The organism is Klebsiella sp. BIGb0138, from assembly GCF_004342285.1.
Taxonomy (GTDB): Bacteria; Pseudomonadota; Gammaproteobacteria; order Enterobacterales; family Enterobacteriaceae; genus Klebsiella.
This window is the reverse complement of the sequence record NZ_SMCV01000008.1, coordinates 1-13,642: the sequence shown is the minus strand read 5'-3', so window position 1 is coordinate 13,642 and position 13,642 is coordinate 1. Positions and strand designations below refer to the sequence as shown.

Genomic DNA, 13,642 nt, shown 5'->3' with positions numbered 1-13,642 from the left:
AGGCATCACTCCTGGTAAGACGTGTCGAGACGGTCAAGGCGGCGCAGCCACGCCTGCCAGACCTGCTGGCGCTCGTGCTCCACGCCCATCAGCTGTTCGCAGGCGTGCTGGCTCAGGTGCGCCGGAATGGTGTGAATCGGGCTGAGCGGGGCGAGCTGGGCGGCGGCCATCTGAATTTCGCAGGCGCGGTTAAGGTAGTACATGATGTAGAAGGCGTCGGCGACGGTGCGCCCGACCGATAGCAGGCCATGGCTTTGCAAAATCATGGCGATGTTATCGCCGAGCGAGCGTTGGATACGCTCGCGTTCGTCGAGGTCAAACGCCACGCCCTCATACGGGTGATAGCCGACGCGCTGATAAAACTCGGTGCTTATCTGGTTAAGCTGCAGCAGACCATCCTGACAGGCGGCGACCGCCATTCCCGGCAGGGTATGGGTGTGGATGACGCAGTGGGCATCCTCCCGCGCCATATGTACCGCGCTGTGGATGGTAAAGCCGGCGGAGTTCGCCGGGGCGTTGCCTTCCACCACCTTGCCCTGCATGTCGACGACGATCAGATTGCTGGCGGTGACTTCATCGAACATCATGCCGAACGGGTTGATCAGAAACCGCGGTTCACCGTCGCCCGGCAGACGCACGGAAAAGTGGGTATACAGCGTATCTTCCCAGCCAAACAGCGCCGCCAGACGATAGGCGGCGGCCAGGTCCTGACGCAGTTCACGTTCAGTTGCCATTTATTGCACTCCCATAAATTCACGGATGCGGGTAAGAGCCGGATCGCTCGCGTTGTCGCGTATGCGCTGTGGATGCACATCGCTCACCACCACGCCGTTTTCCATCATCACCACCCGGTCGGAAATGGATAACGCGAAGTCCATCTCATGGGTCACGATCAGCATCGTCATCCCTTCGCGGGCGAGAGACTGGATCACCTTCAGCACTTCGCCAACCAGCTCCGGATCCAGCGCTGAGGTGGGTTCGTCAAACAGCATGATGTCCGGTTTTAAGGCCAGCGCACGGGCGATGGCGACACGCTGCTGCTGGCCGCCGGAGAGTTGCCACGGGTATTTTTCGGCGTGCGCCAGCAGGCCGACGCGGTCCAGCAGATAGAGGGCCTGCTCTTTTGCCACGCTGCGCTCGACCAGCTTGTGATACAGCGGGGCGAGCATGACGTTGTCGAGCACCGTGCGGTGAGGAAACAGGTTGAAGCCCTGGAAAACCATGCCGATACGGCGCACGCCGGCGCGCATCTGCCGTTTATCCACAATCGCCGCGCCTTTCAGGTAATCTTCGCCGTAGAGAATAATTTCCCCGCCATCGATGCTTTCCAGGGCGTTGATGGTGCGGATCAGGGTGGTTTTACCGGATCCCGATGGGCCGATAATGCTGATCACCTCGCCGTTTTCGACCTTCAGATCGATACCTTTCAGTACGTGATGCTGGCCCCAGGACTTTTCGATCGCCCGCAGATCGAGCGCCGGCGGGTTACCGCTGGCGGGCTCGGCCTTCGCCGTGTGCCGCGGCGTTTTCAGGCTCTGGCGTAAGGCTTCACATTCAGCGTCATTGAAGGTTTGCGGGCGCTTTTGCTGAATATCCAGCAGGTTTTCCAGCGCCCGGAACAGCCAGGTAAACACCGTCACCACCATCACGTAGTAGACCGCCACCGCCAGCAGAGTCTCCATCACCAGGAAGTTCTGCGCGTACAGCCGCTGACCGGTTAACAGCAGTTCCGGCAACGAGATCACCGACAGGATCGAGCTGAGTTTAATGATGGTGATATATTCATTAATCATCGTCGGGAGCGAGATGCGAAACGCCTGCGGGATAATAATCAGGCGCTGAATGCCGATAAAGCTGAGGCTTAATGCATGGCCGGCTTCGCTTTGCCCTTTCGCCACCGAAATTAACCCGCCGCGATGAATTTCCGCCATGTAGGCCGCTTCGGTGACGGTCATCGAGACCAGGCCGGCAATAAACGGAATGCCGAGCAGCGGCTGGGTCACCGGAAATAATTGCGGTAGGTTATAGACAAATACCAGCAGCACCATTAACGGCACGCTGCGGAAAAACCAAATATAGAGTTCGACGGGAACTTTCAGCCAGCGCGGGCCGGAGAGTTTCGCGCAGGCTAAAAGAAAACCGAATACCAGGCCAATCAACCACGACAATGAACTGACGACGATCACGGTGACGCACGCCTGCCAGAATGCCCCAACGCTAAATAATGAGAAAAAGTATCCCCAATCGAACTCCATACCGACTCCTGTTGCGCATTAATGTGATCGTATTTAATCGATGCGTTCTAAATTGTATTTCTTGATGATGGCGTCATATTTGCCATTGGTTTTTAAGGTGGCTAATGTCGATTTAATGGCATTCACCAGTTCGCTATTGCCTTTGGCGACATAAATCCCCAGCGGTAATGGATAGACCAGCCGCGTGGAGCTAATCGCCAGCCGCCCGCGGCTCTTCTCGACAATAATTTGCGCCGCCGGAGCGATCTCCAGCTGCGCGTTAATGTTTTTCGACAGCAGAGCCTGCGAAACTTCCGGCGCGGTGGGGTACTCCTGGATGCTGATGGCCGGCTTCCCGTTTTTCAGGCAGTACTCATCGGAGTGATTCTTCAGGCTGGCGACCCAGCTGGTACCCTGCTGCAGGCCAACCTTGACGCCGCATAACTGGTCTTCCGTTTTCGGCTGAATGTCGCTGTTCTTCAGGGCGATAATCGACGCGCCGGATAAGGCGTAAGGGACCGCATCGGCCTGTTTAAGGCGCTCCGGCGTGATATACATCCCGGAGATTACCGCGTCATATTTCTTGCCAATCCCTAAGATCAGGCTGGTGAATTTGGTATCGATCAGCTGCGGTTTCGCTTTCAGCTGCTCGGCAATCAGCGCGGCGAATTCCGGGTCGAGGCCGACGATGTTGTTATTGCTGTCGTAAGATTCAAACGGCGGATAGGTGACCTCCATCCCGACTTTAAATACGCCATCCGTCAGCAGTTCGGCAGCCTGGGTCAGCGGTGAAAAGCAAGCGGCGATGGCGATGCCCGTAGCCACGCGGCGCGAGAGCTTATTGAGCGTTTTTTTCATCATGTATCCTCACGGGTTATTAACGGTTTTTTGCTGGGCTTGTTTTTTCAGATGACCAAAGGTGTTGGTGCCGCGGGCGCGCTCCGGGAGCTGCAGCTCGCCTTTGGTGACCTTCTCGCGCAGGTAGCGATAGGTCTGCAACGCCTGGCTCCACATATGCTCGCCAATGCTGAGTTCCTGATATTCGCTGGCTTCTCCGGCGGCTAAAAAGTTGGGTAACGGCCGGATCAGGGTGTGATAATCGCAGGCGAAAAACAGCGGGAAGGAGTAGCGTTCCTGCGGCACCTTGCGGACACGGTGTGCTGTAGCAACAAATGTGCCAGCGCTTAACACTTCCAGCATGTCGCCGATATTGATCACGAAAGCCTCTTCGCCGGCGGCGTTGTTCAGCGGCGGCGCGTCTATCCAGGCGCTCTCTTCATTCAGCACCTCAAGGCCGGGCTGGTCGGCGAGCAGCAGGGTGAAGCACTCGTAATCGGTGTGCGCACCAATACCGGGAACATCTTCGGCGCTGGCGTCAAAGGGATAGTGGATCAGACGCAGCTTCGACGGCGGGCAGGTCACCATCGCCTTGAAGTAGCCCTCCGGCAGGCCAAGCGCGAGGGCGAAGGCGTCAAACAGGCGATGGCCGAGGGTGAATACCGCGTCATAGTAGGCCAGCACCCGGGACTGAAACTCGGGCAGTTCCGGCCACTCATTGGCGCCAATCAGCGGCGTGCCGGCCAGCACAAACGGGTGGTCGTCCGCGGCCTGGAAGCCAATATCAAACGCTTCTTTGTGGTCCGGTTTGCCGGAGCCGTAAATCTCTTCCCCTTCCGGGACATAGCCTTTATGGCTGCGGGAGTGGCCGATGTAGTACTGCATTTTTTGATCCATCGGCAGGGCGAAGAGCTGTTTGGCCGCCGTGCGGATCCCGGCGATCAGCTCAGGGGCAATGCCGTGGCCGGTGATGTAGAAAAAACCGACTTCACGCGCCGCTTTGCCGATGGCGTCGGCGACGGCCTGGCGTTTTGCCAGACTGTCGCTGGCAAGATCGCTGATATCGATGGTCGGTAATTCAGTGAAAGAACTTTTTGCGACGCTCATTACGACAGATCCTTTTCGGTTAGCGATAAAAACTCGGCGAAATGCTGCTGTTCCTGTTCCGCCATCCACGCATTCAGCGACCACAGATCGGCCACCGGGACATTGGTAAACGGCAGGTGGTGCAGATAGCCATCGGGGCCAAACTCGGGCGTCAACGTGGTCTGCTGATACCCGCGCCGACGTTGCGACTGCCAGATTTGCTGCCAGAAGCGCTGCTGGAACTGCAGCGCGGCGTGATATTCCGGCGCCGCCGGATGAGGTACCTGCGGCCCCTGGTCATAACCGGCGCGGGCCTGAACGTGGTGCACGCGGTCGATAAAGGCGCTGAAATCATCGCAGGGGTCATCCAGCAGACGCTCGCTCACCACGATCCAGTGGCTGATGTCGGCGGTAAAGCGCAGCTGCGGCAGCTGCCGGATAATCTCGAGGGTTAGCCACGGGCTGTACAGCGAAGTGGCGCGGTGGGTTTCAAAGCTGCAGGTCAGTCCGCAGGCGGCGGCCAGCTCGTGGGCCCGGCCGAGAAAGTCCACCTGCTGCGCCAGCGGCCAGCGGTCGTTGCCGGCCAGCAGATTGACAAAGCGCGGATTCAGCGCCTTTGCGTCTTCAAAGCGGCTTTTCAAACGTTCAAGATGCTGCTGCGGCGTTTCGGCCTGCGCCGGAATCACGCCGCCGCCGCTGAAGACGATGGCGATATACTCCAGCGCGGACTCCTGCAGGCGTCGGGCCAGCGTCTGCTGTTCGTCGGCGCTTAGCGGCACGCGCGCCTCAATGCCGCAGCAGCCGACGCTTTTCAGCTCGCTGAGGGTTTGTTGCCACGGAGTGGTGACGCCCCACAGCGTGCGAAAGACCTTGAGTTGCATGGTTGGCTGCATTCCGAATCCCCTATGGATATTTCACGCCGGGCAGGACGCAGAGCATTTCATACAGCAGGTTGGCCGCCAGCTGTGAGGTGTTGCCACTGACGTCATAGGGCGGGGAGACCTCAACCAGGTCGCAGCCGATCAGGTTCAGGCCGCGACAGCCGCGAACGATTTCCAGCGCCTGAATGGAGGTCAGGCCGCCGACTTCCGGCGTGCCGGTGCCGGGGGCCCAGATGGGGTCGAGGCTGTCGATATCGAAGCTGAGATAGACCGGCCCCTCGCCCATCTGCTGGCGGACTTCGGCCATTAACGGAGCCAGCGAACGGTGCCAGCACTGCTCCGCCTGTACCAGACGAAAGCCCTGGTCGACGCCCCACTGGAAGTCGCCGGCGGCATAGCCCTGCGCGCGCTGACCAATCTGCACGACGCGTTTGAGATCCAGCAGGCCCTCTTCGACGGCGCGGCGGAAGGTGGTGCCGTGGGCGATTTTCTCGCCGAACATCTCGTCGTTGGTGTCGGTGTGGGCATCAACATGAATCAGTCCAACCGGGCCATGTTTTTTGGTCAGGGCGCGCAGAATCGGCAGGGTGATGGTGTGGTCACCCCCGAGGGTCAGCGGGATGAGGGGGAAACTATTTAAACCAGTGTAGTAATCCTCGATGATCTGCACCGATTTGAGCAGGCTGTAGGTATTGATCGGCACATCGCCGATGTCCGCCACCGACAGGGATTCAAAAGGCGCCGCGCCGGTCGCCATGTTATAGGGACGAATCATCACCGATTCGCTGCGGATATAGCGTGGTCCGTAACGGGTGCCGGAACGTTGCGACGTGCCGATATCCAGAGGGATGCCGACGAATGCCGCATCAAGTCCCTGTAAATCTTCAATAAAAGGCAGGCGCATCATCGTTGCGCGGCCGCCGAAACGTGGCATCTCGTTGCCACCCTGCGGTTGATGAAAGACGTTATCCATTTCAGCTCCTGAATCTGACACACAAATGCTCGACAGGAAGATAGTGCGAAAGATGTGCTGGACTTTAAATCGTCTGCCGTAAATACTTAGTTCATTTATTGGTGAACTAATCATGCTCAACGACGCCAGTCTCAACATTCGACAGCTGCAGGTTTTTGAGGCGGTGGCCCGCCTGGAAAGCTATGGCAGAGCCCAGCAGGAGCTGGGGATTTCGGTGTCGGCGATCAGTAATGCGATGTCTCAGCTGGAGGGGCAGCTGGGGTTTAGCCTGTGCCAGCGCGGGCGCGGCGGTTTTGCGCTGACCGAGAAAGGACAGCAGTTTTTACAGCAGGCGATTCGGGTATTGAGCGAGCTCAACGAGCTGGAACGCCAGTCGGCGCTGCTGAAGGGCGAGCACAGCGGCACGATTTGCATCTCGACGCTTGACTCGATTGAAACCGAAACCGCGCTGTCGCTGCCGGTGGTGCTGCGCAGCTTCAGCGATAAGTTTCCCAATGTGCATATCAAACTGATTATCCGCACCCCGGCGGAGCAGCTTAACGGCGTGCTGAACAACCATATTGATTTGGCTATCGGCAGCTATAACTCCCAGGTCCATAACATCATCAGCGAGCCGCTCTATCGCGAGCAGCACTGGCTGTACTGCAGCGACCTTCACCCGATGTTCTTCAGCCGCCAGCTTGATAAAGAGCAGATCAGCCAGTGTCCGCTGGTGACCCGCAGCTACTGGAATACCAGCGATCTGCGCCGGCGCGGCTTTAGTAAAGGCAGTGCTACCGTTGAGACCGTTGATGCGCAGCTGCTGCTGATCCTGTCGGGGAAATATATCGGCTACCTGCCTGAACATTATGCCTGGCCGTGGATCAAGGAGAACCGGCTGCGGGTGCTGCTGCCCAACGAGTTCGGCTTCCAGTCGCCGTTCTCGGCGATTTGCCGACGCGGGCGCAGCAACGAGCCGTATCTGAAAGAGTTTCGTAATTTACTGAAGAAGAATACGGTCGCCAGGCCGAAGTGGAATTATTGAGCGGCGCAGTCAGGCGTATCATGGCGATGCCCTGACTGCGCGACCGCTCAGGCGCCGGCTGTCGTTGAGGTGCGGGCGAGATAACGGAAATAGCAGTAGTAGCCGATCGATGCCGTCAGGCAGAGCATATAGCCAAAGGATTCGCTCCCCTCTTCAACGGCGTTTTTCACCACCCGGGCGTAACCCGCTTCAAGGATCGAATACCACAGGCCGTGCATGCCGAACAGACGCGAGAAGACCAGCACCGCCAGCAGACCGCTGAGCATCATGCCGTAGTAGGGCGTGCGGGTGTACTGCGCCAGCTGGCTCAGGGTCTGGCGACAATGGCGCAGCGGATAAATCAGCGTACACAGCGTTGAGAACAGGGCAAACCACACCCAGCTGCCGTGGGAAATTAGATCAAAGACGGCGTCCAGTTCGCGAATCAGCATGGCGAGGAAAAAACCGCCGACGAGAATATTGCAGGAGCGTAACAGCGTGTACCTGCTGGCTAAAGCGAAGTGAATCAGCACGATCATTGCCAGCACCAACTCCTGCACGATTTCGGTGAGCGAGATTTCCGGTATGTTGTTATCGAAGACCCGTACGTCAATCCATAGACAGAGTACCGCGACGGCAGAGGCGGCACCTGCGCCGAGGAAAAAGAGAAAGCTTCTGAGTACAGACATTAGCACCACTTATTCTATTGAAAAAAATATGGTAAATGTCAGCGCGCGCGCTTCCTGTTCACTTCGTGCTTCTTTGCTGAGAATTTTTAACATATTGAGCCATTCCGCCTGTTCTGCGTCAGATAACGCCGCCGCCATCCGCATCCGACGCCTGAAACTCAAGGATAGTCGCTGCGACGGGGTAGGGTGATAAAACGTCTGGCTCGTTTGCGGCGCGAACAGGTCAGGGAACGGGACGGGCTTAAGGTTCAGGCCGCCCCCTCACTGGCTCATGCTTAAAATGGTGCGAATGTTGCGCGCGCTGGTGGCGATAATATCGATTGCCCCGGTGCGCAGGGCGCCCATAATCGCCATGGCTTTGGTATTTTCCGACGCGATGGCGATGACGCAAGGGATCTGCCTCAGTTCTTCCACGCTCAGCCCAATCACGCGGTTGTCCATCACCGTGTTAACGTGTTCGCCGCGGGAGTTGAAAAAGTCGTAGCCGGCGATATCGCCAATGACTCCCTGGTTAATACTGGCGTCGTTAATCTCCTGCGGCGTAAACCAGCCCAGTTTCACCATGTAACTCTCTTCATTCATATCGCCGATGCCTACCAGCGCAATATCCGCTTTCCGCGCGCGATCGAGGGTCTCCTTGATGGTGCCGTTCTGCAGCAGCAGCTCTTTTAACTGCATGTTTTCGACGTAGGCCGGGGCATACAGCGATTCGCTGCTGCCGCCAAATTTTTTCGCCAGCAGACGGCTGATGTGATCGGCATTGATGATATCGCCCGGGCGGTGAGTGCCGCCGATGCCGCAAAGAAAACGGCAGTCGCGCGCCTGGATGGTGCCGGAGAACTCCGCGACCGCGGCTACATTGCGCCCCTGGCCGACGGCCACCACGATATTATCTTTCAATATGTTGTTGAGGTGGCTCGAGACCAGCGTGGCAACCTGGCGCCGCTGCTCTTCTTCGTCATTATGGTCGAGCGCGATCAGCGCGCGGCTGATGGGGAAGCGTTCCTTAAGCTGTTTTTCGAGCTGCGTACTGAAGATGGGGTGATAGCGGACGTTGATCTCGACAATCCCTTCTTCCTTGGCTCGTTTTAGCAGACGTCCGACCTTGATACGGGAAAAGCCAAATTTGTTGGCAATCTCCTCCTGCGTCACTTCATCACAGTAATAAGCTACAGCAATCTCGGTGAGTAACTCATATTCCTGGGACGCACTCGATTTTTCCATTCGGCTGCTTTCTCCACGCGATAGATTAATGTTTAGGGGGTGAACATTTGCTGAAAGTATATCAGAAATATTTTGACCTCAAGCGGAGCAAGCGCGACGGGCCGATGTGCTCGCCCGTCGCGCGTTGCCGAAGTGGTCATCAGGCTTGCGGGTGGCCGGCGACGATCTCCTGCGCCTCGGCCAGAATGGATGCGAAGGCCTGAGGCTGATGGGCGAAACGGCCCAGAAAAATTCCGTCAACGTCCGGCCACAGACGGCTCAGCAGGCCGGGACCCGCGCTGCCACCGTAGATAACCTGAAATTGAGGACCGTATTCATGCTGCAAATACGCGCGTAGCGCTTTGCAGACGTGGCGAATATAGTCATCGCTGGCGGGTTCCGCGGCGCCAATGGCCCACTGCGGTTCCCAGGCGAAAATCATCGGCGGTAGGATGTCCCTGACGCGATGCGCCAGCAGCTCCCGCGCCTGACCGATGGCGTAAACGGCAGCATCGTCGGCGCTCATCTGCTGGTTTTCACCGATACAAATGACCGGGGTGAGATGACTTGCAAGGGCCATATCGATCTTCTGATTGATGATTTCCGTGGTTTCACCAAAGTGACGACGCCGTTCGGCATGGCCCAGTTCGACGTAGCGGCAGCCCATTTCCTGCAGCATGGGCGCGCTGCTCTCGCCGGTCCATGCGCCGGGGGGCGCCGCGCAGATATTCTGCGCCCCCGTCGCCATCGCGGTACCTTCAAAGCACTGCAGCGCCGCCGACACCGCCGGCATGGCGGGAAAGGTGAACAGCTGCAGCCGCGCGCTCAGCGCTTCGGGCTGCTGGCGCAATATTTCCGCAACCTGCTGGCACCACGCCTGCGTTTGCCGATAGCCAAAATAGGTTTTATGGCTGGTGCCGATGACCAGATTCAGGGGCATACGTTCTCCTGAGAAGGCGCGAGTTCAGTGTTATCGGCGAGGCAGGCGCCCACGGCGGCGATGATCATCGCCAGCGATATCGCGCCGGCATCCGGCGTGCCGAGGCTACGCTCCGCCAGCGGACGCGCGCGGCCAATCTTGGGCACCAGCTGCGCGGTATCCTGCGCGCTCTGCCTGGCGACCTGTTCGCCCTTGCGCCACGCGTCGGCGAGAGATAATCCTTCGTCAGCCGCGGCGCTCAGCGCCTGGCTGAAGGGGAGCAGCACATCAACCAGCGTTTTGTCTCCAGGCTTCGCTTTGCCGAAATGCATCACCCCGGCGTTAGCCTGGGCGATGGCCAGCGCAACCCGGGCGGCATCCGGTTTTTCATCGTTGCCGATGGTAATACCCAGCGTATTGAGGATCACGCCCCAAATTGCACCGGACGTCCCGCCGGCCTCGTCTGCCCAGGCATCCGCGGCGAATTGCAGCACGGTACCGGCGCCGGCGCCCTGTTCGAGGGTCTTTTTCGCCGCCTCGCGTGCGGCGACCACGCCGCGTTCCATACCGATGCCGTGGTCGCCATCGCCCGCGACGGCGTCAATCCGGCCAAATTCTTCGGCATTATCGATAACCGTCTGCGCGACCGCGTCGATCATCCGCATGACGTTGACGGCAACTTCTCTCGACGCCGGACTCCCCTGCGGGATTTTTACCGCGCCGCTCTGCTCCAGCTGCTGCGGATCGAGCGGTTGATGCGGGAGCACGGAGCCGCGGTTAAAGGCTGGGGTGGTGGCGGGCGCAAGCCACAGCCTTTCCAGCTCGTCATCAAACCAGACGAAAGTCATCGACATTCCGGCCATATTGAAGCTGGTCACAAACTCGCCGATCTGCACGTCGGCAATCACGACGTCGGCGGCCTGCAGAAGCTGGTGTACGTCATGCCAGAACACGAACAGCTCTTCATATTTGACCGAACCCAGGCCGTTAATAATCACCCCCAGACGCGCGCCTTTCGTTTGCGCAATGGTCTGCGGGCGCTCTTCCAGCAGGGTGGTGGTCAGCATACGCGCCAGTTCGGCGGAGGGGACCATATCGAGTTCGCTGATCCCCGGCTCGCCATGGATACCCATGCCGAAGCCCATTTTCCCTTCCGGAATGGTGAACAAAGGTTGTTCCGCGCCGGGGAAGGTACAGCCGCTGAAGGCCAGGCCCAGCGAACGCGTTTGTTCGTTGGCGCGGCGGGAAATCGCCAGCACTTCGGCCAGCGAATCGCCACGCTCGGCTGCCGCCGCCGCCGCTTTAAAGACCACCAGGTCGCCGGCTACGCCGCGGCGCTTCTCTTTTTCCGCCAGCGGTGCGCTGGAAATATCATCGGTGATGGCGATGGTTTCGCAGGGAATACCTTCCGCCCGCAGCCGCTCGCAGGCCAGGCCGAAATGGAGCACATCGCCGGCATAGTTGCCGAACATCAGCAGGACGCCGCCGCCGTTATTAGCGGCGCGCGCCACGGAGCAGATTTGCTGGGCGGAAGGGGAGGCAAAAAGATTGCCCATTGCCGCGCCATGGGCCAGCCCCTGGCCGACCAGTCCGGCAAAGGCGGGGTAATGCCCCGATCCGCCGCCGACCACGATAGCCACGCTGCCTGCTTTACTTTGGGTGTTGCGCACCACGCCGCCGGGAACCTGCCGCACCAGCGAGGCATGTGCGCTGACAAAGCCCGCCACCATTTCTTTTGCGAAGTCTGACGGTCGGTTAAAAATCCAGGTCATTTTTTCTTCTCCAGATGATTTGCATTTATTACCCCAGCCGCCATTTCCTGGCCTTTGTATAACCATCACAAATGAACGCTAGCAGATCGTTTGCTTCAATCAAATGTTCAGTGGGTGGATATGTGATCATGGTCGTGATTTGACGAATAAAGCTAATTTTTGCGCAATCCTCCCTTTTTAAGCGCAGGTTTTCTTGCTAAACATTATTACATACGAACATGCAGTGAACTTTAGTTCAGTTATGTCGCCAGGAATTCCAGCCGGAAACCATCACATGAGCGGATAATGAACATAAGTTCGATGCGACCACCGTAATCCATGAGGTAAAAAAATATGTTGAAAGTCGCAATCGGGGCGGATGACGCCGCCACCGGACTTAAAAATCTGGTAAAGGAACATCTGCAACAGAAAGAGATTGAGGTCGTCGACTTTAGCCACGACGTGGTGGGGAATGAGCAGATGTATCCGGATATCGCCTTCAACCTGGCTTCGGCTATCCGCGAAGGGGAGTTTGAGCGCGGGCTTTTATTCTGCGGTACCGGCATCGGGATGGCGATTGTCGCCAATAAAGTTCCCGGCGTTCGCGCGGCGCAGTGTCATGACATTTACTCAGCTGAGCGTGCCCGTAAAAGCAATAACGCGCAAATTATGACTCTGGGCGCACGGGTAGTGGGGAGCGAGCTGGCGTTAATGTTGGTCGATGCCTGGCTGGCCGCTGAATTTGAAGCCGGACGATCCGGGCCGAAGGTGAAACGTATCGCTTATTACGAAACGCTTGTTCACCCGGATGGCGCCGCCCGGTCAGATGAATGATGAATAAAGGAGTCATCACGATGACTATTCTGGAAAAGCTGAAAGAAGTGACCACCGTCGTCGCGGACAGCGGCGATATTACCGCGATCCGCGAATACCATCCGCAGGATGCGACGACCAATCCGTCGCTGATCCTGAAAGCTGCCGCGCAACCGCTTTATCGCCCGTTGATTACGCAGGCCATCGCCTGGGCCTGTGAACAGGGCGGGACGGCGCAGACGCGCCTGATCAACGCCAGCGATAAACTGGCGGTCAACATTGGCCTGGAACTGCTGCGCCAGGTGCCGGGCAAAGTCTCTACCGAGGTTGACGCGCGCCTCTCCTTCGACCGCGGGCTGTGCGTCGCAAAAGCGCGTAAACTGATTCGTCTGTATGAGGATGAAGGCATCGATCGCGCTCGCGTGCTGATCAAGCTGGCCGCGACCTGGCAGGGGATTAAAGCGGCGGAGGAGCTGGAGCGGGAAGGTATCCACTGTAACCTGACGCTGCTCTTTTCATTTGCCCAGGCGCGCGCCTGTGCCGAAGCGGGCGTATGGCTGATTTCACCGTTTGTCGGGCGTATTTACGACTGGTATCGCGACCGTCAACTGCTGGAAGATGAAAGCCCACAGAACGATCCGGGCGTTATCTCGGTACGCAACATCTATGAGTACTACAAAAAACATCGTTACCCAACGGTCATCATGGGGGCGAGCTTTCGTAAACCGGAGCAGGTTATCGCTCTGGCCGGCTGCGACCGTCTGACCATTGCCCCTGCGCTGCTGGAAGCGCTCAGCCGGATGGAGGGGGAACTCGCCGTGGCGCTGGTGCCTCCCGTTGCCGGCGAGATACCGCCGTCGCCCCTGAGCGAAGCCGAGTTTTACTGGCTGCACAACCAGGACCCGATGGCCGTCGATAAGCTGGCTGAAGGGATCCGTTTATTTGCTCAGGACCAGGAGAAGCTGGAGTCGATGTTGAGCGAGCTGCTGGAAAAACAGGAGGCCGTAAATGTCATCGCGTAAGACGCTGGCCAATGCGCTTCGTGCGCTGAGCATGGATGCGGTACAGAAAGCCAAATCCGGCCACCCGGGTGCCCCGATGGGTATGGCTGACATTGCCGAAGTCCTGTGGCGTGATTTCCTGAACCATAACCCGAACAACCCGTCATGGGCCGACCGCGACCGCTTCGTGCTGTCCAACGGCCACGGCTCGATGCTGATTTACAGCCTGCTGCACCTCTCCGGGTACGATCT

General features: G+C 58.3%; 13 protein-coding genes and 1 pseudogene. 4 read left to right on the top strand and 10 right to left on the bottom strand.

Annotated elements, in window-relative coordinates; genetic code table 11:
* Positions 1–5: 5 nt before the first annotated feature.
* From EDF73_RS17595 to speB, 6 genes are read right to left on the bottom strand one after another with little or no spacing between them, the layout of a single operon-like run.
* A complete protein-coding gene (locus EDF73_RS17595) occupies positions 6–734 on the bottom strand; it encodes a class II aldolase/adducin family protein (protein WP_132730363.1) in 729 nt (242 codons plus the stop codon).
* Positions 735–2,255: an amino acid ABC transporter permease/ATP-binding protein gene (locus EDF73_RS17590; RefSeq protein ID WP_132730362.1), complete on the bottom strand. Its 1,521-nt coding sequence runs from the start codon at positions 2,253–2,255 to the stop codon at positions 735–737. It abuts the gene before it with no gap.
* Between the two features lie 33 nt (positions 2,256–2,288).
* A complete protein-coding gene (locus EDF73_RS17585; RefSeq protein ID WP_132730600.1) occupies positions 2,289–3,092 on the bottom strand; it encodes an ABC transporter substrate-binding protein in 804 nt (267 codons plus the stop codon).
* 9 nt (positions 3,093–3,101) lie between these two features.
* Positions 3,102–4,178, bottom strand: coding sequence for a 2-oxoglutarate and iron-dependent oxygenase domain-containing protein (locus EDF73_RS17580; RefSeq protein WP_132730361.1), 1,077 nt, complete (start codon positions 4,176–4,178; stop codon positions 3,102–3,104).
* Positions 4,178–5,038 (bottom strand): TIM barrel protein, encoded by an 861-nt coding sequence (locus tag EDF73_RS17575; protein WP_132730599.1) that lies wholly within the window; start codon positions 5,036–5,038, stop codon positions 4,178–4,180. The genes EDF73_RS17580 and EDF73_RS17575 overlap by 1 nt, the downstream gene beginning before the upstream one ends.
* Positions 5,039–5,060: 22 nt before the next feature.
* On the bottom strand, positions 5,061–6,011 hold the full coding sequence (gene speB / locus EDF73_RS17570; protein WP_132730360.1) for an agmatinase: 951 nt from the start codon (positions 6,009–6,011) through the stop codon (positions 5,061–5,063).
* Positions 6,012–6,123: 112 nt separating this feature from the next.
* Here speB and EDF73_RS17565 point away from each other — a divergent pair, with 112 nt between their 5' ends.
* A complete protein-coding gene (locus EDF73_RS17565) occupies positions 6,124–7,035 on the top strand; it encodes a LysR family transcriptional regulator (RefSeq protein WP_132730359.1) in 912 nt (303 codons plus the stop codon).
* Positions 7,036–7,082: 47 nt separating this feature from the next.
* Here EDF73_RS17565 and EDF73_RS17560 read toward each other — a convergent pair whose 3' ends face one another.
* From EDF73_RS17560 to EDF73_RS17545, 4 genes are all read right to left on the bottom strand, one after another.
* On the bottom strand, positions 7,083–7,703 hold the full coding sequence (locus EDF73_RS17560; protein WP_132730358.1) for a transporter: 621 nt from the start codon (positions 7,701–7,703) through the stop codon (positions 7,083–7,085).
* Positions 7,704–7,964: 261 nt separating this feature from the next.
* Positions 7,965–8,927 carry a sugar-binding transcriptional regulator gene (locus EDF73_RS17555; RefSeq protein ID WP_032691070.1) on the bottom strand — a complete coding sequence of 321 codons (963 nt, stop codon included), beginning with the start codon at positions 8,925–8,927 and terminating at the stop codon, positions 7,965–7,967.
* A 139-nt stretch (positions 8,928–9,066) separates the two neighbouring features.
* A complete protein-coding gene (locus EDF73_RS17550) occupies positions 9,067–9,846 on the bottom strand; it encodes a triose-phosphate isomerase family protein (RefSeq protein ID WP_132730357.1) in 780 nt (259 codons plus the stop codon).
* Positions 9,837–11,597 carry a dihydroxyacetone kinase family protein gene (locus tag EDF73_RS17545; RefSeq protein ID WP_132730356.1) on the bottom strand — a complete coding sequence of 587 codons (1,761 nt, stop codon included), beginning with the start codon at positions 11,595–11,597 and terminating at the stop codon, positions 9,837–9,839. Before EDF73_RS17545 ends, EDF73_RS17550 begins: the two co-directional genes overlap by 10 nt.
* A gap of 333 nt (positions 11,598–11,930) precedes the next feature.
* On the opposite strand from EDF73_RS17545, the gene EDF73_RS17540 reads away from it, so the two are divergent.
* The 3 genes and pseudogenes from EDF73_RS17540 to EDF73_RS17530 all read left to right on the top strand — a co-directional run.
* Positions 11,931–12,410, top strand: coding sequence for an RpiB/LacA/LacB family sugar-phosphate isomerase (locus EDF73_RS17540; RefSeq protein WP_132730355.1), 480 nt, complete (start codon positions 11,931–11,933; stop codon positions 12,408–12,410).
* A 20-nt stretch (positions 12,411–12,430) separates the two neighbouring features.
* Positions 12,431–13,411, top strand: a complete 981-nt coding sequence (gene tal / locus EDF73_RS17535) for a transaldolase (RefSeq protein WP_132730354.1) — start codon at positions 12,431–12,433, stop codon at positions 13,409–13,411.
* A pseudogene (locus EDF73_RS17530) lies at positions 13,398–13,642 on the top strand (transketolase); the annotation flags it as partial. The gene tal and the pseudogene EDF73_RS17530, both read left to right, overlap by 14 nt.